At 64.0% G+C, this 22,080-nt stretch carries 23 protein-coding genes; 9 read left to right on the top strand and 14 right to left on the bottom strand.

The window, feature by feature from the left end:
* Positions 1-122: 122 nt before the first annotated feature.
* Positions 123-1,187 carry an ABC transporter substrate-binding protein gene (locus ACLEJP_RS08750; RefSeq protein ID WP_440805592.1) on the bottom strand — a complete coding sequence of 355 codons (1,065 nt, stop codon included), beginning with the start codon at positions 1,185-1,187 and terminating at the stop codon, positions 123-125.
* A gap of 328 nt (positions 1,188-1,515) precedes the next feature.
* On the opposite strand from ACLEJP_RS08750, the gene ACLEJP_RS08755 reads away from it, so the two are divergent.
* Complete coding sequence (locus ACLEJP_RS08755; RefSeq protein WP_440805594.1) at positions 1,516-2,229, top strand: UTRA domain-containing protein; 714 nt, start codon at positions 1,516-1,518, stop codon at positions 2,227-2,229.
* A 39-nt stretch (positions 2,230-2,268) separates the two neighbouring features.
* Here ACLEJP_RS08755 and ACLEJP_RS08760 read toward each other — a convergent pair whose 3' ends face one another.
* The 7 genes from ACLEJP_RS08760 to minC all read right to left on the bottom strand — a co-directional run bounded on the left by ACLEJP_RS08760 (position 2,269) and on the right by minC (position 8,861).
* Positions 2,269-4,425 (bottom strand): mechanosensitive ion channel family protein, encoded by a 2,157-nt coding sequence (locus ACLEJP_RS08760; RefSeq protein ID WP_440805596.1) that lies wholly within the window; start codon positions 4,423-4,425, stop codon positions 2,269-2,271.
* Positions 4,426-4,469: 44 nt separating this feature from the next.
* Positions 4,470-4,637, bottom strand: a complete 168-nt coding sequence (locus ACLEJP_RS08765) for a hypothetical protein (protein ID WP_178076400.1) — start codon at positions 4,635-4,637, stop codon at positions 4,470-4,472.
* A gap of 136 nt (positions 4,638-4,773) precedes the next feature.
* On the bottom strand, positions 4,774-6,063 hold the full coding sequence (locus ACLEJP_RS08770) for a M18 family aminopeptidase (protein WP_225776740.1): 1,290 nt from the start codon (positions 6,061-6,063) through the stop codon (positions 4,774-4,776).
* An 81-nt stretch (positions 6,064-6,144) separates the two neighbouring features.
* Positions 6,145-6,780 (bottom strand): RluA family pseudouridine synthase, encoded by a 636-nt coding sequence (locus ACLEJP_RS08775; protein WP_440805599.1) that lies wholly within the window; start codon positions 6,778-6,780, stop codon positions 6,145-6,147.
* Between the two features lie 155 nt (positions 6,781-6,935).
* A complete protein-coding gene (gene minE, locus ACLEJP_RS08780) occupies positions 6,936-7,190 on the bottom strand; it encodes a cell division topological specificity factor MinE (protein ID WP_003252572.1) in 255 nt (84 codons plus the stop codon).
* 3 nt (positions 7,191-7,193) lie between these two features.
* Positions 7,194-8,006, bottom strand: a complete 813-nt coding sequence (gene minD, locus ACLEJP_RS08785) for a septum site-determining protein MinD (protein ID WP_019097102.1) — start codon at positions 8,004-8,006, stop codon at positions 7,194-7,196.
* A gap of 96 nt (positions 8,007-8,102) precedes the next feature.
* Positions 8,103-8,861 (bottom strand): septum site-determining protein MinC, encoded by a 759-nt coding sequence (minC, locus tag ACLEJP_RS08790; protein WP_170028774.1) that lies wholly within the window; start codon positions 8,859-8,861, stop codon positions 8,103-8,105.
* Between the two features lie 111 nt (positions 8,862-8,972).
* Here minC and ACLEJP_RS08795 point away from each other — a divergent pair, with 111 nt between their 5' ends.
* Together ACLEJP_RS08795 and ACLEJP_RS08800 are read left to right on the top strand one after the other, a co-directional pair.
* Positions 8,973-9,908 carry a lipid A biosynthesis lauroyl acyltransferase gene (locus tag ACLEJP_RS08795; protein ID WP_440805602.1) on the top strand — a complete coding sequence of 312 codons (936 nt, stop codon included), beginning with the start codon at positions 8,973-8,975 and terminating at the stop codon, positions 9,906-9,908.
* Positions 9,909-10,056: 148 nt separating this feature from the next.
* Complete coding sequence (locus ACLEJP_RS08800) at positions 10,057-11,205, top strand: patatin-like phospholipase family protein (protein ID WP_440805603.1); 1,149 nt, start codon at positions 10,057-10,059, stop codon at positions 11,203-11,205.
* A gap of 55 nt (positions 11,206-11,260) precedes the next feature.
* Here the strand turns inward: ACLEJP_RS08800 and ACLEJP_RS08805 are convergent, their stop codons facing one another.
* Together ACLEJP_RS08805 and ACLEJP_RS08810 are read right to left on the bottom strand one after the other, a co-directional pair.
* Positions 11,261-12,085, bottom strand: a complete 825-nt coding sequence (locus ACLEJP_RS08805) for an MlaA family lipoprotein (protein WP_225776745.1) — start codon at positions 12,083-12,085, stop codon at positions 11,261-11,263.
* Complete coding sequence (locus ACLEJP_RS08810; protein ID WP_440805605.1) at positions 12,078-13,376, bottom strand: serine/threonine protein kinase; 1,299 nt, start codon at positions 13,374-13,376, stop codon at positions 12,078-12,080. The genes ACLEJP_RS08805 and ACLEJP_RS08810 overlap by 8 nt, the downstream gene beginning before the upstream one ends.
* A 190-nt stretch (positions 13,377-13,566) precedes the next feature.
* Between ACLEJP_RS08810 and ACLEJP_RS08815 the strand changes: the two genes are divergently transcribed.
* A complete protein-coding gene (locus ACLEJP_RS08815) occupies positions 13,567-13,944 on the top strand; it encodes a hypothetical protein (protein WP_440805608.1) in 378 nt (125 codons plus the stop codon).
* A gap of 122 nt (positions 13,945-14,066) precedes the next feature.
* Here ACLEJP_RS08815 and ACLEJP_RS08820 read toward each other — a convergent pair whose 3' ends face one another.
* The gene (locus ACLEJP_RS08820) at positions 14,067-15,632 is read right to left on the bottom strand and encodes a glycoside hydrolase family 17 protein (protein WP_440805610.1); all 1,566 of its coding nucleotides are present in this window, start codon (positions 15,630-15,632) and stop codon (positions 14,067-14,069) included.
* 196 nt (positions 15,633-15,828) lie between these two features.
* On the opposite strand from ACLEJP_RS08820, the gene ACLEJP_RS08825 reads away from it, so the two are divergent.
* From ACLEJP_RS08825 to ACLEJP_RS08835, 3 genes are all read left to right on the top strand, one after another.
* Positions 15,829-16,689, top strand: coding sequence for a glycine betaine ABC transporter substrate-binding protein (locus ACLEJP_RS08825; RefSeq protein WP_225776749.1), 861 nt, complete (start codon positions 15,829-15,831; stop codon positions 16,687-16,689).
* 253 nt (positions 16,690-16,942) lie between these two features.
* Positions 16,943-17,254 carry a DUF485 domain-containing protein gene (locus ACLEJP_RS08830; protein WP_170028782.1) on the top strand — a complete coding sequence of 104 codons (312 nt, stop codon included), beginning with the start codon at positions 16,943-16,945 and terminating at the stop codon, positions 17,252-17,254.
* On the top strand, positions 17,251-18,915 hold the full coding sequence (locus tag ACLEJP_RS08835) for a cation acetate symporter (RefSeq protein ID WP_440805613.1): 1,665 nt from the start codon (positions 17,251-17,253) through the stop codon (positions 18,913-18,915). Before ACLEJP_RS08830 ends, ACLEJP_RS08835 begins: the two co-directional genes overlap by 4 nt.
* 55 nt (positions 18,916-18,970) lie before the next feature.
* Here ACLEJP_RS08835 and ACLEJP_RS08840 read toward each other — a convergent pair whose 3' ends face one another.
* Positions 18,971-19,123, bottom strand: coding sequence for a DUF3309 family protein (locus ACLEJP_RS08840; RefSeq protein ID WP_003252624.1), 153 nt, complete (start codon positions 19,121-19,123; stop codon positions 18,971-18,973).
* A gap of 211 nt (positions 19,124-19,334) precedes the next feature.
* Between ACLEJP_RS08840 and ACLEJP_RS08845 the strand changes: the two genes are divergently transcribed.
* Together ACLEJP_RS08845 and csrA are read left to right on the top strand one after the other, a co-directional pair.
* A complete protein-coding gene (locus ACLEJP_RS08845) occupies positions 19,335-20,144 on the top strand; it encodes an SDR family oxidoreductase (RefSeq protein ID WP_440805615.1) in 810 nt (269 codons plus the stop codon).
* Between the two features lie 120 nt (positions 20,145-20,264).
* A complete protein-coding gene (gene csrA, locus ACLEJP_RS08850; protein WP_440805618.1) occupies positions 20,265-20,444 on the top strand; it encodes a carbon storage regulator CsrA in 180 nt (59 codons plus the stop codon).
* A gap of 104 nt (positions 20,445-20,548) precedes the next feature.
* On the opposite strand, the gene ACLEJP_RS08855 is transcribed toward csrA, so the two are convergent.
* Together ACLEJP_RS08855 and ACLEJP_RS08860 are read right to left on the bottom strand one after the other, a co-directional pair.
* Positions 20,549-20,776, bottom strand: coding sequence for a YheU family protein (locus ACLEJP_RS08855; protein WP_051099660.1), 228 nt, complete (start codon positions 20,774-20,776; stop codon positions 20,549-20,551).
* A gap of 93 nt (positions 20,777-20,869) precedes the next feature.
* A complete protein-coding gene (locus tag ACLEJP_RS08860; protein ID WP_225776753.1) occupies positions 20,870-22,054 on the bottom strand; it encodes an osmoprotectant NAGGN system M42 family peptidase in 1,185 nt (394 codons plus the stop codon).
* Positions 22,055-22,080 lie beyond the last annotated feature (26 nt).

Raw genomic sequence — 22,080 nt, forward strand, 5'->3', positions numbered from 1 at the left:
TTGGCTTCTTCGCGGGCTCGCCCGCTCCCACAGGTACTGCAGAAGCCTCAAACCTGTAGAGGTCCTGTGGGAGCGGGCGTGCCCGCGAAAAGGCCGGATCAGGCACTGCAAAAACTAGCCATTTACTCCATCTCGATGATCACTTGCTCCTGCCACATCTGCGGCAGTGCCTTGGAGGTCTTTTCCCAGGCCTCGGCGTCCTTGATCGGCTGCGCCGCCTGGTACTGCTCGTTGGGCAGCAACTTGGCCTGGACATCGTCCGGCAGCTTCAGGTGCTCGGCACGGATCGGCCGCGCATGCCCTTTGGCCAGGTTGATCTGCCCGGCATCACTGAAGATGTATTCACGCGTCAGCTTGGCTGCATTCGGGTGCTTGGCGTACTTGTTGATGATGGTGGTATAGCCGGAGATCACCGAGCCGTCCGCCGGGATCAGCACTTCGAAACGCTTGGGGTCGATCTGTTCGCGGTAGCTCAGGCCGTTGAAGTCCCACACCACGCCGACCTCGACCTCACCCTTCTCCAGCGTCTGGATGGTCGGGTTGGCCAGCGACAGGCGCTTCTGCTGGGCCAGTTTGGTGAACAGCTGCAGGCCCGGCGCCACGTTGCGCTCGTCGCCCTTGTAGGCGATGGCCGCAGCCAGCACGCCATTGGCGGCCTGGGCAGCGGTGCCGACATCGCCGATGGCGACCTTGTACTTGCCTTTTTCCAGGTCATGCCAAGTTTTCGGGCGCTCGTCTTCCTTGACCAGGTCCTTGTTGATGATGAAGGCGATGGTGCCGGTATAGGCCAGCGCCCAGTGACCGTCCTTGTCCTTGGCCCACACCGGCACCTGGTCCCAGGTGCTGGGCTTGTAGGGCTGGCTCACACCCTTGGTCACGGCGATCGGGCCGAACGCGGCACCCACGTCGCCAATGTCGGCGCTGGCGTTATCTTTCTCGGCTTCGAACTTGGCAATTTCCTGGGCCGAGCTCATGTCGGTGTCGCTGTGCTTGAGGCCGTACTTGCTGGCCAGGTCTTCCCAGGTGCCTTTCCAGTTGGCCCAGGCATCGGGCATGCCCACGCTGTTGACGTTACCTTCCTTGCGGGCCGCGTCTTCCAGGGCCTTGAGGTCGGTACCGGCGGCCATGGCCGTGGTGCACAGGGCGATGGCCGAACCGAGCAGTGACGCCATGAAGAACTTTTTCATCCGAAGCTCCTTTGGGTGAGTGCCTTTGCGAATCATTGTTATGAGTAAAGCCGTTGCCTGAGACCCTTGGTCTAGGTCAGCAAACCTTGAGCCAAGGTAGGCCGCTTGCGTGACAATTTGATGTAGGGCAAAGCCCGCGCAGGTGTAAGCGGGTTCCTGGCAATACAGCGTAGACCATGGCCAGTCCCCGGTTTTGCGGGGCTGGCCCGATTCTGGCAGTGCGTCCAGTGCAGCTTTGTCACAGGATGTTCATCAGCCCTGCCTAGGCTTGCACTATTCTCCAGATGCCCCGTCATGGGGCTGGACTAGTCCAGATAGGTAACCTTTGATGCAGTCGATGCCTCCGCGCGCGGTAACAGCCATCTGCCATGCCCTGCAGGAGCAGATCGAGCACGGCCTGCTGGCGCCGGGCGGCAAGCTGCCGGCTGAACGCAGGCTCAGCGAGGTGTTCGACACCACCCGCATCACCCTGCGTGAGGCGCTGGTGCAGCTGGAAGCCCAGGGCCTGATCTACCGCGAAGAGCGCCGCGGCTGGTTCGTTGCGCCCGAGCGGCTGACCTACGATTTGATCCAGCGCAGCCACTTCCACGCCATGGTGCGGGACCAGGGGCGGGTGGCCAGTACCGAACTGCTGTCCGCGCGGTTGCAGCCGGCTTCGGCCGCGATTTGCGCGCGCCTGCAGCTGCCGGCGTTGTCCAGCGTGGTGCGCATCTGCCGGTTGCGGCGGATCGACGGGCGAGCGGTGCTGTATGCCGAGCATTACCTCAATCCGCGGTATTTCCCGGCGATCCTCGAACAGGACCTGGCCCAGTCGCTGACCGAGATCTATGGGCGGGTGTATGGCATCCAGTATGGGCAGGTATGCTTCGAGATCTGGCCGACGGCGTTGCCGGTGGAGGCGGCCAGTGCGTTGAAGGTATCAGCGGGTAGCCCCGGGTTGCACATCACCCGGGTCAACAGCGACCAGCATGGACACCTGATCGACTGCGACCTCGAGTATTGGCGACATGATGCCATCCGTATTCGTGCCCAGGCCGGGTGAGCAGGGTGCCTGGTGTCGCGATGGGGCTGCGAAGCGGCCCTAGTTCGCTGCGCTGCTGCCCTCCGCCATGCTCCCACCCGCGGCCGTCACCACCTGCACCGACAGGCGCGGCGTCGCCAGGTCCAGCCCCGCTTCATCCAACTGCCGCTTCAACGCCAGGTTGAACGCCCGCGACACCTCCCACTGCTTGATCGGCGCGGTCTTGAACCGCGCCCGCAGGATCGCCGAGCCCGACTCGAAGCTTTCCACGCCCTGCAGCTCCAGTGGCGACCAGATATTGCGGCGCATCAGCGGGTCGTTGCGCAGTTTCTGCCCCACCTCGCGAACCAGGCTGATCGCCTGGTCGATGTTCATGCTGTGCGGGATCGCCACGCGGAAAATCGCGTAACCGAACTCGCGCGAGTAGTTCTTGATGCTCTTGATCTCGCTGAACGGGATGGTATGCACGATGCCGTCGATGTCGCGCAGGCGCACGGTGCGGATGGTCAGCCCTTCCACCGTGCCCAGGTGGCCGCCGACATCCACGTAGTCATCGATGGCCAGCGAGTCCTCGATGATGATGAACAGCCCGGTGATCAGGTCGGCCACCAGCGATTGTGCGCCAAAACCGATGGCCAGGCCGATCACCCCGGCACCGGCCAGCAGCGGGGTGACGTTCATGCCCATGTTGGCCAGGGCGACGATGACCGCGATGATGAAAATGACCACGAACATCACGTTGCGGATCAACGGCATCATGGTTTGCGCGCGGGCGTTGGCCAGGCCGCGACGCGAACGCACCAGGGCGTGGTGCACGGCGGTGTCGGCGAGAATCCACACCAGCCAGGCGACGATCAGTGTGCCGGCCAGGCCCAGCAGGCGCAGGCTTATGTCGTGGCCCTCGCCCTCGGCGAAGCTGATCATCGACAAGCCCCACACGCGCAGGCCCAGTTCGATGAACAGCAGCCAGATGAACAGGTGCAGCAGCAGGTAGGCGAAATTGCGCAGGCGTTCGGCGTATACCGCCTGGCGCCTGTTGGCCCGCTTGGGGTTGGCGGCATGGCGGCGCACCAGTCCGTTGAGCACCATGCACACCACCACCAGCACGGTGCACATCAGCGACTGGCGCAGGGCGGTGCTGGTGTCGCCGGCGGAAACGAAGGTGGCGAACAGCGAGATGGCCACCAGGATCAGCGCCGGCACGAACCAGAAACTGCCGAGGATCTCGATGGTGTCGCTGAGGGTGCGCCGGGTCAGGCGCCGTGACAGTGGCTGGTTGCGGATCAGATGGGCGATGGGCCGGCGAAAACGCAGGATGAACAGCCCGGTGCACAGCGCCGCAATCACGTTGGCCAGGGTCGCCAGGGCATGCGCCAGGTGGCTGCCGAGGGCGACGGTCAGGCGTGGGTCGCTCATGGCCTCGCCGAACGCGGCGAAGCTGCCGATCAGCCACAGTGGGCGGAATGCCTGGTGGCGCAGGATATACAGGGCGCGGTGGCGGTGCGGGCCGTCAAGCAGCGAAAAGGCGATGACGCAGATGGCCGAGAAGCAGGTCCCCACCACCAATGCATAGGCCAGCACCATGGCCAGCGACTTGCCCAGCGACGGTGGCAGCACGACGCTCAGGTACACGGTGAACACCAGCGCCACCAGCCATGGGCCCAGCTTACGCAGGGCGAAACGCACCAGGTCCCAGGTGCGCGGGTGCTGCGGCAGCTCCTCGCTCAGGCCGAAGCGCAGGCGTACCCGGTGGCCAACCCAGTTGAAGGCATAGGCCAGCACGCTCCATACGGCGATGACCGCAGCAAAGCCGAACAGGATCGCCGGCCACTGGTGCACCGGCACGACCAGTTCGCTCAGTTCGGCCTGGGCCTGTTCGATTTCCGCCGCCCAACGGTGGAACGGGCTGGCGTCGCCGCTGAACTGTTTTTCGAGATCATGCAGGGCGCCGCCGATCAGGCCGAGCACGCCCTGTTCGACGCTGGGTTGTGACTGTTTGCTGGCATCGCGCAGCTTTTTCAGGTCGGCCAGCAGCTTGGTCCGCTGCTGGTCGTTTTCCAGGGTCCTGATCACCTCGTCCAGCGACTTGTCCAGCGGTTCGCTGGCTTGCGGTTGCGCGGGCGCGCTACCGCCAAGCAGGCCGGGCAAGCCGGCGGCTTGTACTGGAGTGATGAACAGCAACAGCAGCAGAAACAGGCAACGCAGGAGGGCGGGCACGGGCAAAACTACCTCAGGTCAAACGATGGACCGAGTGTAGAGCTTTACGACGGCAGTTGCTCCAGGATCTTCCAGCAGGTGAGGCCGAAGATGCCCAGGGTGCCGACCCACATCATCACCACGCCAATGTTGCGTTCGCGCAGGCTGAAGCCGACCGTCAGCAGCAACAGGAACAGGAACACTGGCACGAACAGGGACAGGAAGGGGGACATGGACAGCAATCCTTTTGCAGTGGGGCCATGTAACAAGCATAGCGGGTAGCGGGCGAAGCGGGATTGACCTTGAGCAGGTCTGGGCAGGGCCGGCCTTTTCGTGGGTTTGCCCGGGAAAAGGCCGGCCCTGCCTGCATCAAGGCAACTCGCGGCAACGGTAGAAGGCGCTCAGCACCTTCACCAGGTGCGCCAGGTCATGGCTGCCGCACAGCTCGCGGATCGAGTGCATGGCAAAGGTCGGCAGGCCGATATCCACCGTACGTACGCCCAGGTGGCTGGCGGCAATCGGGCCGATGGTCGAGCCGCAGCCCATGTCGCTGCGCACCACGAAGCTCTGTACCGGCACTTCCTCGGCCATGCACAGGTGGCGGAAGAACCCGGCGGTTTCGCTGTTGGTGGCGTAGCGCTGGTTGTTGTTCACCTTGATCACCGGCCCAGCGTTGAGCTTGGGCCCGTGGTTGCCGTCGTGCTTGTCGGCGTAGTTGGGGTGCACGCCGTGGGCGTTGTCGGCCGACACCATCAGCGAGCGCTGGATGGTGCGCACGTAGGCATCGCCATCCGGCAACAGGCGTTGCAGGGTCTGCTCGAGCATCGGGCCGTCGGCGCCGCAGGCCGAGCAACTGCCGACTTCTTCATGGTCGGTGCACACCAGCACGCAGGTTTCATCGCTGTCGGCCGCCAGCAGCGCCTGCAGACCGGCGTAGCACGACAACAGGTTGTCCAGGCGGGCGCCGGCAATGAAGTCGCCGTTCAGGCCGACCAGCGCGGCGTCCTGGGTGTCGTAGAAGCTCAGCTCGTAATCCAGCACCACATCGGCGATCAGCTCGTGCTCGCGGGCCAGCTGCTCGGTGAGCAGGGCGCGGAAGTCGATGCGCTCGTCACCCGCGACCTGGGCGAGGATGGGCGGCAGCTCGTTCTGCGGGTTGATCGCCCAGCCTTCGTTGGCAGTGCGGTTGAGGTGAATGGCGAGGTTGGGGATGACCGCGATCGGCAGCTTGAAGTCGATCAGCTGGCTTTCCACCTTGCCGTCACGGCGGTAGGTGACCCGGCCGGCCAGCGACAGGTCGCGGTCGAACCACGGCGCCAGCAGCGCGCCGCCATACACTTCGACGCCCAGTTGCAGGAAGCCCTGGCGCTGCAGCTCGGGCTGCGGTTTTACCCGCAGGCATGGGCTGTCGGTGTGTGCGCCGACCATGCGAATGCCATTCAGCAGCGGTGCCTGCTTGCCCAGCTTGATGGCGATGATCGATGAATCGTTGCGGGTGACGTAGTAGCGACCGCCAGGCACGGTGGCCCAGCTGTCACGCTCGTCCAGGCGCTGGTAGCCGGCAGCTTCCAGGCGCTGGGCCAGGCTGGCGGTGGCATGGAAGGGCGTAGGGGAAGCCTTGAGGAAGTCGATCAGGCCAGAATTCAGTGCGTCGCGCATAGCTCACTCCAGACAGCAGTGGCGCGAGTTTAGCGTATTAGGCCGGCAAATTGTGTGGAGCCCATCGCCGGCACTCTCGATTCAAAAAGGCGCCGGGCACTCGAACTTCATCCGCTCGCCGGAAACCGGGTGGGTAAAGCTCAGCATCGACGCATGCAGGCACAGCCGCTCATGGGCCGCCAGCGCCTCGGGGTTGGCATACAGGCGGTCGCCCAGCAGCGGGTGCCCGATCGACAGCATGTGCACGCGCAGCTGGTGCGAGCGCCCGGTGATCGGCGTCAGCTCCACCCGGCAATGGTCGCCACAGCGCTCGATGATGCGCCAGAACGTCAACGCGTGCTTGCCCAGCGCGTGGTCCACCACATGCCGTGGCTTGGTCGGCGGGTCGTAGCGCAGGGGCAGGTCGATGCTGCCGCTGTCCAGCGCCGGCTGGCCCCAGCACAGTGCGGTGTAGGCCTTTTCGGTCTCGCGGTCGTGGAACTGGCGGGACAGTTCACGGTGGCTATCGGCATCGCGGGCCAGCAGGATGATGCCGGAGGTTTCCCAGTCCAGGCGGTGCACGATCAGCGCATCGGGGTAGCCGTTTTCCTGCAGGCGGGTGATCAGGCAGTCCTTGTTGTCGTCGGCACGGCCCGGTACCGAGAGCAGCAAGGTCGGTTTGTTGATCACCAGGATGGCGGCGTCTTCGTGCAGGATCTGGATGTTGGACAGCGGCATTGCGGGGTCTCTATTGAAACGAGGGAAAGCCATTGGGGCCGCTTTGCGGCCCATCGCGACGCAAGGCCGCTCCTGCACGGGGGTATGCATTTCCCGGCAGGGCGGCCTTGCGTCGCGATGGGCTGCACAGCAGCCCCAATGGCTGATTGCGCGGATCAGCGATCCGGCAACGTGATGTTCAGCTCCAGAATCGAGCAGCTGCCCTGGTTTTCCAGTTCGATATGCACGTCATCGTTGCCGATGTTCACATACTTGCGGATCACTTCCAGCAGTTCTTTCTGCAGCGCTGGCAGGTAGTCCGGCTCGCTGCGTTGGCCGCGCTCGTGCGCCACGATGATCTGTAGACGCTCTTTCGCTACCGACGCGCTGGTCTGTTTCTGTCTGCCACGAAAGAAGTCAAAAAGGTTCATGGTTTACTTGCCTCCAAACAGGCGCGCGAAGAATCCTTGCTTCGGCACTTCGATGAACCGCAGTGGCTTCTCTTTGCCCAGCAGACGGTCGACGGTATCGCTATAGGCCTGGCCGGCATCGCTCTGGTCGTCGAGGATGACCGGGATGCCCTGGTTGGAAGCCTTCAGCACCGCCTGGGATTCGGGGATCACGCCCTTGAGCTTGATCGCCAGGATCTCTTCGACGTCGGCGATGCTCAGCATTTCGCCCTTTTCCACGCGCTCCGGGTGGTAGCGGGTGATCAGCAGGTGTTCCTTGATCGGCTCTTCGCCGTTCTCGGAGCGGCGCGACTTGCTCGACAGGATGCCCAGCATACGGTCGGAGTCACGTACCGAGGACACCTCGGGGTTGGTCACCACGATGGCTTCGTCGGCGAAGTACATGGCCAGGTGCGCGCCTTTCTCGATACCGGCCGGCGAATCGCAGATGACGAACTCGAAGTCTTTCTTCAGTTCCATCAGGACCTTTTCCACGCCTTCCTGGGTCAGCGCGTCCTTGTCACGGGTCTGGCTGGCGGCCAGCACGTACAGGTTTTCCAGGCGCTTGTCCTTGATCAGGGCCTGCTGCAGGTTGGCTTCGCCGTTGACCACGTTGACGAAGTCGTACACCACGCGGCGTTCGCAGCCCATGATCAGGTCGAGGTTACGCAGGCCGACGTCGAAGTCGACGATGACGGTCTTGTGCCCACGCAGTGCGAGGCCGGTACCAATGGCGGCGCTGGTGGTGGTCTTGCCCACACCCCCCTTGCCGGAAGTAACCACGAGAATCTTGGCCAAGGTGTTTCACCCCTAAATAATCGGGACTTGGGTCCCTGCAAAATACAAAAAACGGCAACGAACAAAATGTTGCCTAAAAATGCCCGCAAGTATCCGTTAAAGACGGGTGATGTTCAACACGTCGCCAGACAGGCTGACTTGCACCCCGGTGCCCCACAGCGGGTCGCGGCGCAGGTCTTCGCAAACCTTGTACTGGCCGGCGATGGAGACCATTTCGGCGGTCATCTGCTGGCAGAAGATACGCGCCTTGGTATTGCCCTTGATGCCGGCCAGGGCCCGGCCACGCATGGCGCCGTACACATGGATGTTGCCATCGGCCAGAAGTTCCGCCCCCGGGCTGACCGAGGCGGTCACCACCAGGTCGCCGCCCTGGGCGTAGATCTGCTGGCCGCCACGCACCGGCGCGGTGATGATGCGGGTCGGGCGCACCTCGGGCTCGAGGATCGGCGGCGGCACCGGGGCCGGCTCGGGCTTCTTCACCTCGGGCTCGGGCTCCAGCGGCCGTTCGCGGGCACCCGACGGCGGCAGCACCGGCAGGTCGATGGCAATGGCCGCGGCAATGTCCTCGATACGGTTGGCGCGGATGGCCAAGGTGCGCAGGCCGTGGTGGCGGCAGATCCGCATCAAGCCAGGCAGGTCGATTGCGCCCACGTCGGCCGGCAGCTTGTCCAGCGCCAGCACCAGCGGCGTGTTGCTGAAGAAGTTCGGTGCCTGGGCGACTTTGGCCGCCAGCTGGCGGTCAAGGGCCTCAAGGTCATTGCGCGCCAGTTCCAGCACGGTAATGGCAAGCATGCTGCCCTTGAGCTGGAACACGGAGGCGGAGTCGGGTGTGTGGTTTGGGCTCATGGTCTGCATAGACGGCTTGTTGCGAAAAAAGTGCCCTGACTTATAACGATAAGACCGGTTGCCCGCAACATGCGCTGATCCGTTGTAGAATGCGCGGCCTTTGTCTTTCCGGAAGCTTCAATGGAACGTCCGCGTTTTCGTCCCTATTTCCTTCACCCACGTTTCTGGGGCCTGTGGCTGGGCCTGGGCCTGCTGTGGCTGGTGGTCCAGCTGCCGTACCGGGCCCTGTTGAAGGTCGGTGCCGCGCTGGGGGCGGTGATGTACCGCTTTGCCGGTGAGCGGCGGCGCATTGCCGCGCGCAACCTGGAACTCTGCTTCCCGGAGCTGTCGGTCGACGAGCGGCAGCGTCTGCTCAAGGCCAACTTCGCCTCCACCGGCATCGCCTTCTTTGAAATGGCCATGAGCTGGTGGTGGCCGAAGGCGCGGCTGGCGCGCCTGGCCCATGTCGAGGGGCTGGAGCATCTGCAGGCCGCCCAGCAGGCGGGGCAGGGCGCCATCCTCATGGCGGTGCACTTCACCACCCTGGAAATCGGCGCCGCGCTGCTGGGCCAGCAGCACACCATCGACGGCATGTACCGCGAGCACGGCAACCCGTTGTTCGATTTCATCCAGCGCAGCGGCCGCGAGCGGCATAACCTCGATTCGCTGGCCGTGGAGCGCGAGGATGTACGCGGCATGCTCAAGCTGCTGCGCTCGGGCCGGGCGATCTGGTACGCACCGGACCAGGACTACGGCGCCAAGCAGAGCATCTTCGTACCGCTGTTCGGCATCCCGGCAGCGACGGTGACCGCCACCACCAAGTTCGCCCGGCTGGGCAAGGCGCAAGTGATTCCGTTCACCCAGAAGCGCCTGGAGGATGGCAGCGGCTATCGTCTGGTGATACATCCGCCGCTGGCCGACTTCCCCGGTGAAAGCGAAGAAGCCGACTGCCTGCGTATCAACCAGTGGGTCGAGCGCGTGTTGCGCGAATGCCCCGAGCAGTACCTGTGGGCGCACCGGCGTTTCAAGTCGCGACCCGAAGGGGCGCCGCGGCTGTATGACAAGAAGAAGCGCTGAGCCTGCTATGCCTGTGCCGGCCTATTCGCGGGTAAACCCGCTCCCACAGGTTCTCCACAGGCCTTGAAAGCTGTGCAATACCTGTGGGAGCGGGTTTACCCGCGAAAGGGCCGGCACTGACAGCACATCAACTCCAGGAAGGACTCGTATGGCCCCACCCCCGGTAACCGGTCTCATCCTTTCTGGCGGCGGCGCCCGTGCCGCCTACCAGGTCGGTGTGCTGGCCGGCATCGCCGAGCTGTTGCCCACGGCCGCGCCCAACCCGTTCCTGGTTATCGTCGGCACTTCGGCCGGGGCCATCAACGCCGTGACCCTGGCCAGTGGCGCCACGCACTTCCATGACACCGTGCAGAAGCTGACGGCGTTCTGGCAGAACTTCCGCAGCCACCTGGTCATCCGCAGCGACTGGCCGGGCGTGGTCCGCCAGGCCAGCCGCTTCGTTGGCCACAACCTGCTGGGCCTGGGTGGCCCGGCGCCGGTGGCGTTGCTCGACAGCAGCCCGCTGCGTGGCCTGCTGCAGGCGCATCTGAACCTGGACGGAATCGCCCATTCCCTCGCTGCCGAACAGTTGCGGGCCGTCGCGGTGACGGCGTTCGGCTATGAGTCTGGCCAGGCAGTCACCTTCTACCAGGGCCGCGGTACCATCGAGGCCTGGTTGCGCCACCGCCGTATCGGCATGCCCACGTCGTTGACCATCGACCACCTGCTGGCCAGCGCCGCCATCCCGCTGCTGTTCGCCCCGGTGCAGCTTGGTGATGAATATTACGGTGACGGCGCGGTACGCCAGTCGGCGCCGATCAGCCCGGCCCTGCACCTGGGCGCCAGCCGCGTTCTGGTGGTCGGGGTCAGCGGCAACCCGCAGCGGCCAGCGCCGCCATTGCCGACCCAGCGTGTGTTCAGCGGGCAGCAGCCGAGCCTGGCGCAGATCGGCGGGCACATGCTCAACAGCACATTCATCGACAGCCTGGAAGACGACATCGAACTGCTGCAGCGCCTCAACCACCTGAGCCGCCTGTTGCCGGCGCACCTCGATGCCCGGCGCCTGGGGCTGGCGCCCATCGACGTGCTGGTGGTCGCACCCAGCCAGCCGCTGGACGAGATCGCCGCACGCCACCGGCGCGAGTTGCCGGCGGCGTTGCGCCTGTTCCTGCGCGGGCCGGGGGCTACGCGGACGAGTGGCGCAGGGGTGTTGAGCTACCTGCTGTTCGAGGCCAGCTATTGCAGTGAACTGATCGAGCTGGGGCGCAGGGATGCGTTGGCCAAGAAGCGCGAGTTATGCCAGTTCCTCGGTATCTGATGTTGCCCGTTCAGGCCCTATCGCCGGCAAGCCGGCGATAGGGGCGAGACAGCTTTTATTCGGCTATCTGCAGCTTGCGCGCCTGGGTATACACATAGCGGACCTTTTCATACTCGAACGGCGAGTTCAGCTGGCCATAGCGGAAGTTGGTGGTATAGCGCTTGTCCACCACGCGCAAGGCAAAGATTTCCGGGTGGTCGCTGCTGGCTTCGGCCACGTTCAGGTAGTTGACCGCCTGCTCGCCCGCGTAGTCCACCACCAGCCCGGTGGTGTCGCGCAGGTTCGACGGGCCCAGCACCGGCAGCATCAGGTACGGGCCGTCCGGCACGCCATAGAAGCCCAGGGTCTGGCCAAAGTCTTCGCTCTGGCGCGGCAGGCCCATCTTGGTCGCCGGGTCCCATAGCCCACCGACACCAATGATGGTGTTGAACATCAGCCGCGCGGTGATCTCCGCCGAGCGCTTGGCCTTGAGCTGCAGCACGCTGTTGAACAGGTTCGGCACATCGCCCAGGTTGTTGAAGAAGTTGCTCACGCCGGTGCGCACGAAGCGCGGCGTGACGTACTGGTAACCGCTGACCAGCGGCAGCAGCACCCATTGGTCGAGGCGGTAGTTGAAGTGGTAGATGCGGCGGTTGATCGACTCCAGCGGGTCGTACACGTTCAGCGCTTCCAGGGTCGAGCGTTCGAACTCACGCTGGTCCAGCCCCGGGTTGAATTTCAACTCGCGCAACGGGTCGAGGAAGCCGTCGGCCTCCGGCGTCAGCGGCGCGCTGGTGACCTGCGGGTCGGCCTCGATCACGCTGGCACGCGGGGCGGTTTCGGCAGCCAGGGCGTGGCCGGCGGCGAACAGGGCAGTGGCGAAGAGGAGTTTGTTAACCACGGAAGAACTCCAGCATGGCGTCACTGTTGACGCGGTAATTGAGGTTGCCGCAATGGCCGCCGTGGGGGTAAAGGGTCAGGCGGTCGCCAAACACCTTGCGCAGGAAACCGATGTCGCCCGGGCCGAGGATGACGTCGTCGGCGTTGTGCATCACGGCGATCTTGTCGCTGCCGCGCAGGTAGTCTTCCAGGGCATACAGGCTGACCTGGTTGACCAGCTGCAGAATGCTGTTGCCATCGGTGCGGGCGCGCCACATGGGGATGACCTGCTCGGTCATGTAGCAGTCGAAGTCGCACTGCAGGGCGCGTTTGAAGAACGGCGTGAGGCTGCTGCCCTCGGTGATCGGGAACTTCGGCGGAATGATCAGGCCGCGGCGGTTGATCAGGTCCGAGGTGAAGGCGATGTCGGCTGCGGAGAAGCGGAACGACGTGCCGATCAGCATGGCCATCTGTTCGTTGGACAGGTGCTGGCGCGACTGCTGGAAGTCGTACAGCAGGGCTTCATTGAGGTCGATGTAGCCTTTGTCCTGGAAGTAGCGGGTCAGCTTGGCCAGCATCAACTCATAGAACGTGGTACTGCGGTCGATGCCCTTGACCTGGGTTTGCACCAGCTTGTCGAGGTTGTTGATCGAGGTGTACAGGTTGACCGGCGGGTTCAGCAGCAGCACGCGCTTGAAATTGAAGCTGCGGCGGGTTTCATCCAGGTGGCTGACAAAGGCGGCATCCAGTGCCCCCAGGCTGTAGCCGGTGAGATAGAAGTCGCTGACCGGCAGGCGCGGGTGCTGCGCACGCACCGCCTGCATCACCCGGTACATGTCCTCGGCATCTTCCTGGCTGACGCCGGGAGTGGCGAAGCGTGAGGCAGCGCTCATGAAGTCGTAGCTGGTAGGTGACGACAGCTGCACCACATGGAAGCCGGCCTGGTAGAACAGCTTTTTCAGGTATTCGTTGATGCTGCTGCTATAAGGGGCGCCCGTGCCAGCGATGATGAAGATCAACGGTGCCTGGCGGTCCTGACGGGCCAGGCGGTACTTGAGTTTTTTCACCGCCCAGAAGTTGTCGGGCAGGCTGAACTCTCGCTCCGGGCGCAGGTTGAGGCTGTAGTCGGACTGGTTGATTTCGTCATCGCCGGGCAGGGTGGGGCGCTGCTCCGGCGGCGTCGTGGCAATGGTGGCCTCGAACGGGTTGGTCAAGGGGTAGCCATAACTCGCGGCGTCGATATCTCGCGCCGAAGCGGCCACCGCCATGAGCAGGCCGCCGAGCAAGGCAGCGAGGCGCAAAGATCGAAGCATGTAATCCCCCAAAAGAACGCAAGGTCGAGCAGTGTGCAGGCTAGGACCACAGCGGGCCGGGCAAAGTTGCCAGGCGTGGTGGCCTTTTGTGTACTTGTTATCTGCAACATAGCTGCAGGGTTGTGATTTTGCCTTACAACAAGTCATCAGCGATCATGGATGCTTTCGATTACCGCTATTGGAGAACTGGATGTCTCGTTCGCTGCCGCCTGCGCTGCTTGTGCTGTTTCTGGGGCTGTGGCTTGCTGCCAGTTATGGCGTGCGCTATGGGCTGATGGAGGACGCGCAGTGGGTAGGGCTGTGCACGGCGCCGGCGACTTATTGGCAATGTGAGGTGCGGTCGTTGCTGGGGCTGGGCATTCATCATCAGGTGCTGGCCTGGGGCGGGCTGGGGCTGGCGCTGCTGGCGCAGGTCATCGGCGGCCGTCGTGGCTGGTGGCTGGCGCTGCTCGGGCTGGTCTTCGCGGTGCCGGCGCTGGTGCTGTATACCGCCAGCATTGCAACGTTTGCGCTGGTGCTGGCGGGGTTGCGGTTGGTGCGAAACGCTGGGGCTACGCCGTCCCTGTAGGAGCGGCCTTGTGTCGCGATGGGCTGCGCAGCAGCCCCGGCAATCTTGAGTCGTAGTCGAGATCCCGGGGCCGCTTTGCGGCCCATCGCGACACAAGGCCGCACCTACAGCAATAGTTGTTTTCAGGCCTTGCGCGTAATCCGCAAGCTCCGCCACAACGCCGCCGTCATCAGCACACAGACCAGCGCCCACAGCCAGGCCTGCTGGTTCTCCAGCCCCTCCACGAACAACTGCGGCGCCACCCCGGCACCCACGAGGAGCGCCAGCAACGCCACTTCCGCCCGCCGCGCCGGTACCGGCCACAGCGCAAACACCAGCGCCGGCAAGGCCAGCGCTGCGCTGGGGAAGCTGCGATAGCGTGGGTCGAACACCATTGCCAACTGGCTCACCGCGGCGGCAAAGCCGGCTGCCAGCAACAGCCAGCCCGCGCGTGCCTGCAGCCAGGCGCACAGCCGCTCGCGCCAGCCCGCCCGCCGTGCCAGCGCCAGCATGGCATGGGCCAGTACCAGCAGGTTCAGCCCCGCCAGCAACAGCGCCCACAGCCATTCACCGGCAAACCGCGCATGGGTGCGCATCAGCTCGCCCCAAAGCCCCAGGCAACCCGCGCCAAATGCCGCCAGCAGCGGTAGCAGCAGGGCTGCGCTGGGGGTGGCGGGGCGCCCGGCCAATATCAGCATGAATGCCGCCAGCAGGGCGCTGGCCAGCCACCACTGCGGCCAGTGCGGCAAGTTGCTCACCGGCCCTTCGAGCACGCCCTTGTCCTGCCGCTCGGCATCGTAAAGCCCCCAGTAACCGCCGACTGCCCCTTCGTTGGCGCGCTTCCATGGCTGGTCGAACGCCTCGATCAGGTTGTAGCGCCAACCGTTGCTTTCCGCCATGGCGACGAAGCCGCGAAGGAAACGCGCCTCGTTGACCCGGCTCGGCACCGCCGTCTCGCGCTGGCGGCCTTCGCTGGGCCAGCCGGTTTCGCCGATCAGGATGTCCTTGGGCGCGAAGCGCGTGCCGAACACCCGCCGCACATCGGCGACATGGGCCAGGGCTTGATCGATGCCGCGCGGGTCATCTTCCCAGTACGGCAGCAGGTGGATGGTCAGGAAGTCCACTGCCGGCGCCACTTGCGGGTGCTGCAGCCAGAACTCCCAGACATCGGCGTAGGTCACCGGTACCTGCACCTGGCTTTTCACCCGGGTGATCAACTTGGCCAGCTGGGCGCCGGTTACCTCTTTGCGCAGCAGCGTCTCGTTGCCGACGATCACCGCGCTGACCACGTCGGGGTTGGCGTTGGCGGCGGCGATCAGCAGCTCGATTTCCTTCTCGGTGTCGGCCGGGTGGGCGTTGACCCAGGCGCCCAGCATCAGCTTCAGCCCATGTTTGCGGGCCAGTGCCGGAATCGCCTCAAGACCGGTCTGGGAATAGGTGCGGATGCACTGGAATCGCTCGGCGAGCAACGCCAGGTCGGCGTCCATGCGTGCCGGGCGCAGGCGGAACGGGCGGTCGTAGGGCGACTGGTCCTGGTCGAACGGTGTGTAGGAGGCGCATTGCAGCTTGTGCGTCGGGCTGGCGGCGTCGGGCAGCTGTGCCGGCTTGCCGAGCCCGTACCAGAGCCCTCCCAGCCCGGCCAGGGCGAGCAGGCAGGCAAGCAGGTACAACGGCAGCAGGTGGGCAGAACGGAGCATCGGGCGGTCCATCGTCAGGCGCAAAAGGGTAGATAGTAGCCCGGCGCCAAACCTTTGGCATGCAAGGATCGCGCAGGTCGGCACTGGAGGATGGCGCTAATGGCATAGTGCTGTCGCATATGGGCGGGTACAGGTCGCACGTGGAGCAGGTCGCCCGGTGTGGCAGGAAGATGATGCAATCTCCTAGACCTGACGAGGGGATGCTTTGATGGCTGCTTTGAGAAAAATGCGACGTTTCCTGGGTGTGGGCACCGCCCTGGTGATGGCCATGAGCGCTGCACAGGCAATGGCAAAAGAAGTAAGCATTGGTTACGTGGATGGTTGGGCCGACAGCGTGGCAACCACCAACGTGGCCGCCGAAGTGATCAAGCAGAAGCTCGGCTATGACGTGAAGCTGCAGGCTGTGGCCACCGGGATCATGTGGCAGGGCGTGGCCACCGGCAAGCTCGATGCCATGTTGTCGGCCTGGTTGCCGGTGACCCATGGCGAATACTGGGCCAAGAACAAGGACAACGTGGTCGATTACGGCCCGAACTTCAAGGACGCCAAGATCGGCCTGATCGTCCCCGAGTACGTCAAGGCGGTGAGCATCGCCGACCTCAAGACCGACGATACCTTCAAGCAGAAGATCGTCGGCATCGACGCCGGCTCCGGTGTGATGCTGAAAACCGAGCAGGCCATCAAGGACTACGACCTGACCGGCTACAAGCTGCAGGCCAGCTCCGGTGCGGCGATGACGGCAGAACTGGGCCGTGCCTACAACAAGCAGCAGTCGATCGCGGTGACCGGCTGGGTACCGCACTGGATGTTCGCCAAGTGGAAGTTGAAGTTCCTCGAAGACCCGAAAGGCGTGTATGGCGCTGCTGAAACCGTGAACAGCATCGGCAGCAAGGAGCTGGCGAGCAAGGCGCCGGAAGTGGCGGAGTTCCTGAAGAAGTTCAGCTGGCAGTCGAAGGACGAGATTGGCGAGGTGATGCTGGCGATCCAGGAAGGGGCCAAGCCTGAAGCGGCGGCCAAGGACTGGGTGGCCAAGCACCCTGAGCGCGTGAAGGAGTGGACCGGCAAGTAACAACCCGTCAGGGCCAGTTTTGCTGCTTCGCGGGCACGCCCGCTCCCACAGGAACTGCACCGACTTCAAGGGCAGCGAAAATCCTGTGGGGGCGGGCGTGCCCGCGAATGGGCCTTCACATGGGCCTTCACTTTGTTACGCAACTGGTAAAACACCGTTGCATCTAAGACTAAGGTCGTCTGGTTGGCGTCCGACAGCCGCATAAAGTAGGGGTCGTGGGTTCTCCCCTATCTGTGCTGCTAGGACAAAAACAATGAACGACAGCATTTACCTCTCGATACAAAACAGCCCCCGTTTCAAGGAGCTGGTCACCAAGCGCGAACGGTTCGCCTGGATTCTCTCGGCGATCATGCTCGGCCTGTACTGCGCCTTCATCCTCCTGATCGCCTACGGTCCGCAGATCCTGGGTACCAAGCTCAGCCCGGACTCCTCGATTACCTGGGGCATTCCCCTGGGCGTCGGCCTGATCGTCTCGGCATTCGTGCTGACCGCCATCTACGTGCGCCGCGCCAATGGCGAGTTCGATGAGCTGAACAAGGCCATCCTGAAGGAGGCGCAACAATGATTCGACATGCCAAAACCCTGGCCGTACTGGCCTGCGGTGCCTTCGCACCCGCCGTGTGGGCCGCCGATGCCCTGACCGGCGAGGTGCAGAAACAACCGCTGAACGTTTCCGCCATCGCCATGTTCGTGGCCTTTGTCGCCTTTACCCTCGGCATTACCTACTGGGCTTCCAAGCGCAACAAGTCGGCTTCCGACTACTACGCCGCAGGCGGCAAGATCACAGGTTTCCAGAATGGCCTGGCAATTGCCGGTGACTACATGTCGGCGGCCTCGTTCCTGGGCATTTCCGCGCTGGTGTTCACTTCCGGCTACGACGGCCTGATCTACTCGATCGGCTTCCTGGTGGGCTGGCCGATCATCCTCTTCCTGATCGCCGAACGCCTGCGCAACCTGGGCAAGTACACCTTTGCCGACGTGGCCTCGTACCGCCTCGGGCAGAAGGAGATCCGCACCCTGTCGGCCTCCGGTTCGCTGGTGGTGGTAGCGTTCTACCTGATCGCGCAGATGGTCGGTGCCGGCAAGCTGATCGAGCTGCTGTTCGGCCTGGACTACCACGTGGCGGTGATCCTGGTCGGTATCCTGATGTGCCTGTATGTACTGTTCGGCGGCATGCTGGCCACCACCTGGGTACAGATCATCAAGGCCGTGCTGCTGCTGTCCGGGGCCAGCTTCATGGCGCTGATGGTGATGAAGCATGTGGGCTTCGACTTCAACACGCTGTTCTCCGAAGCGATCAAGGTGCACGCCAAGGGCGAAGCGATCATGAGCCCGGGCGGCCTGGTCAAGGACCCGATCTCGGCCTTCTCGCTGGGCCTGGCACTGATGTTCGGTACCGCCGGCCTGCCGCATATCCTGATGCGCTTCTTCACCGTCGGCGACGCCAAGGAAGCGCGCAAGAGCGTGCTGTATGCCACCGGTTTCATTGGCTACTTCTACATCCTGACCTTCATCATCGGCTTTGGCGCCATCCTGCTGGTCAGCACCAACCCGGACTTCAAGGACGCCGCTGGCGCCCTGCTGGGTGGCAACAACATGGCAGCGGTGCACCTGGCCAATGCCGTGGGTGGCAGCGTGTTCCTCGGCTTCATCTCGGCAGTGGCCTTCGCCACCATCCTGGCGGTGGTTGCCGGCCTCACCCTCGCCGGTGCCTCGGCGGTCTCCCACGACCTGTACGCCAGCGTATGGCGCAAGGGCAAGGCCAACGACAAGGACGAGATCCGCGTGTCGAAGATCACCACCGTCGCCCTCGGCGTACTGGCGATCGGCCTGGGCATCCTGTTCGAGAAGCAGAACATCGCCTTCATGGTCGGCCTGGCGTTCTCCATCGCCGCCAGCTGCAACTTCCCGGTACTGCTGCTCTCGATGTACTGGAAGAAGCTGACCACCCGTGGCGCCATGATCGGCGGCTGGCTGGGCCTGGTCAGTGCAGTGACGCTGATGATCCTCGGCCCGACCATCTGGGTACAGATTCTCGGCCACGAGAAGCCGGTCTACCCGTACGAGTATCCGGCACTGTTCTCGATGCTGATCGCCTTCGTCGGTATCTGGTTCTTCTCGATCACCGACAAGTCCAAGGCTGCTGAAGACGAACGTGCGCTGTTCTTCCCGCAGTTCGTGCGTTCGCAGACCGGCCTGGGGGCATCGGGCGCGGTATCGCACTGATCTTCACTGCAATGAAAAAACCGCGCTTCGGCGCGGTTTTTTCTTGTCTGTGGCGCTAGATCATGCCTAGCAGCAACAACACCAGCAGGATCACCAGCACCACGCCGATGATGCCGGACGGGCCGTAGCCCCAGCTGCGTGAATGTGGGAAGACCGGTAAGCCACCAATCAACAGCAGAATCAGGATGATGATCAGAATCGTGGTCATGACGGAGTCCTTGCGTGGTTGGGGGTCAAGGGCCTCGGACTGCTGGCCTCTTGTAAATTGGGACCGACGCCGCTTGGGAAAGATTCCATTCGTGTACCGACAGTGCTGGCACGGACGCATGCTGCCCCATTCACTACCCTGATGAACCCTGCCGTTACCCAGGCCCTTGTTTAGACTCCAGTCACTCTTCATGCAAACAAGGCCAGCCACCATGCAAAACCGCATCATGATCACCGGCGCCGGGTCCGGCCTCGGTCGCGAGATCGCCCTGCGCTGGGCGCGCGAGGGCTGGCGCCTGGCGTTGGCCGACGTCAACGAAGGCGGCCTGCGCGACACCCTGGAAGGCGTGCGCGAGGCCGGCGGCGACGGCTTCGTCCAGCGCTGCGACGTGCGTGACTACAGCCAGCTCACCGCCCTGGCGCAGGCCTGCAGCGAGCAGTTCGGCGGCATCGATGTGATCGTCAACAACGCCGGTGTCGCCGCGGGCGGGTTCTTCGCCGAATTGTCGCTGGAAGACTGGGACTGGCAACTCGCGATCAACCTGATGGGGGTGGTCAAGGGCTGCAAGGCGTTCCTGCCGCTGCTGGAACGCAGCAAGGGGCGCATCATCAACATCGCCTCGATGGCAGCGCTGATGCAGGGCCCGGGCATGAGCAACTACAACGTGGCCAAGGCCGGCGTGCTGGCCTTGTCGGAGAGCCTGCTGGTGGAGCTGCGCCAGCTCGAGGTGGCGGTGCATGTGGTATGCCCGTCGTTCTTCCAGACCAACCTGCTGGATTCGTTCCGCGGGCCGAACCCGGCGATGAAGGCGCAGGTGGGCAAGCTGTTGGAGGGATCGCCGATCAATGCGGCGGAAATCGCCGACTACATCCACCGGCAGGTTGCCGCCGGCGAATTCCTGATCCTGCCCCACGAAGCCGGGCGCCAGGCCTGGCAACTGAAACGCCAGGCGCCCGAGCGGCTGTATGACGAGATGGCCGACATGGCAATGAAAATGCGTGCCAAGGCCCATTCACGATGATTGGTCTGTAAGACAAATTACTTCGATATGTAGGGGGCTTCTGAATCGCAGTGGAACTATTGAGTAGCCAGATGTCCGCAAGGCAGGCTCCGGTTTTCCCTTTCGCTGGAGGACTGGAGCATGTTGGTAATAGGACGCGAGGTGGGGGAGGTCATCATGATCGGCGATGACATTCGGCTCATGGTGGTGGAAGCGCGCGATGGGGTGGTGCGCTTTGGCGTGGACGCACCGCGCGAGGTGCCGGTGCATCGGGCCGAAGTGTACAAGCGCATCAAGGAGGCCAGGCAAAGCAAGGCCTGATGGCGCCTGCCCTGGCCAGTTCGCCGGTAAACCCACCCCCACAAGCGGGCCCGGGGCAGCGCCACGTCGTGTGAGTGAGCTTGCCCGCGAACGGGCCAGGCCTGCTAGTCGAGCAGCTCGCGTGGCACATCATGCCTGGCCAGCAACTGGCACTGCTGGCTCTCCGGGTCGAACAGGATGAACGCCTGGCCTTTGGCCAAGGCCTGACGCACCCGCAGCACGCGGGTTTCCAGCGGGGTATCGTCGCCGTTGTCGGTGCCGTCGCGGGTGACGAAGTCTTCGATCAGACGGGTCAGGGTTTCGGCTTGCAGTTGGTCGTAAGGGATCAGCATGATGGGCGTTGCCTAGGGTGTGGGTGCGGGCATGCTACGCGAAACATTCGGCATTTTGGCGCCGCGATGGGCTGCAGGGCAGCCCCCGGGCCTTCAACCCTTGTGACCGACCAGGCTATCCACCGCGGGTACCCGTGTCTCGCTCTCCATTTGCGCATCGTGTTCCAGCTGGTGGCTGAAGCGCTCCAGGGACGCATTGGCCGGCTGCGAATCGCTGGCAAATACCGGCGGGCTCAACAGGTACGCCGACAGCAACCGGCTCAGCGCCGCCAGGCTATCGATGTGGGTGCGTTCGTAGCCATGCGTGGCATCGCAACCGAACGCCACCAGTGCGGTGCGAATGTCGTGGCCTGCCGTGACCGCCGAATGGGCATCGCTGAAGTAATAACGGAACAGGTCGCGGCGCACCGGCAAGTCATGGTCGCCAGCCAGTTTCAGCAGGTGTCGCGACAGGTGGTAGTCATAAGGCCCCGATGAGTCCTGCATGGCCACGCTCACCGCATGTTCGCTGGAGGCCTGGCCGGGCGCCACCGGGGCAATGTCGATACCGACGAATTCGCTGACATCCCAGGGCAGGGCACCGGCGGCACCCGAACCGGTCTCCTCGGTAATGGTGAACAATGGATGGCAGTCGATCAGTGGCTGACGGCCGCTTTCCACCACGGCCTTCAGTGCCGCCAACAATGCCGCCACGCCGGCCTTGTCATCCAGGTGGCGGGCGCTGATATGGCCGCTTTCGGTGAATTCGGGCAACGGGTCGAAGGCGACGAAGTCACCGATGCTCACACCCAGCGCCTCGCAATCGGCGCGGGTGGCGCAGTAGGCGTCCAGGCGCACTTCCACATGCTCCCAGCTGATCGGCATCTGGTCGATGGCGGTGTTGAAGGCGTGCCCGCTGGCCATCAGCGGCAGCACGCTGCCCCGGAACACGCCGGTGTCGGTGAACACGCTGACCCGGCTGCCTTCGGCGAAGCGGCTGGACCAGCAGCCCACCGGCGCCAGGGCCAGGCGGCCATTGTCGAGCAATTGCCGGACGCTGGCGCCGATGGTGTCCAGGTGGGCGGACACGGCGCGGTCCGGCGAGCTTTGCCGGCCCTTGAGGGTGGCACGGATGGTGCCGCGGCGGGTCAGCTCGAAGGGAATGCCCAGCTCCTCCAGGCGTTCGGCCACGTAGCGCACGATGGTGTCGGTGAAACCGGTGGGGCTGGGGATGGCGAGCATCTCAAGGAGGACGCGTTTGAGGTAGTCGAGATCGGGTTCGGGATGTCGCTCGGACATGGTCGGACTCCTTTACTGCTGTGCCG

Origin of the sequence: Pseudomonas sp. SMV7 (assembly GCF_052041995.1) — a bacterium.
Classification (GTDB): Bacteria; Pseudomonadota; Gammaproteobacteria; order Pseudomonadales; family Pseudomonadaceae; genus Aquipseudomonas.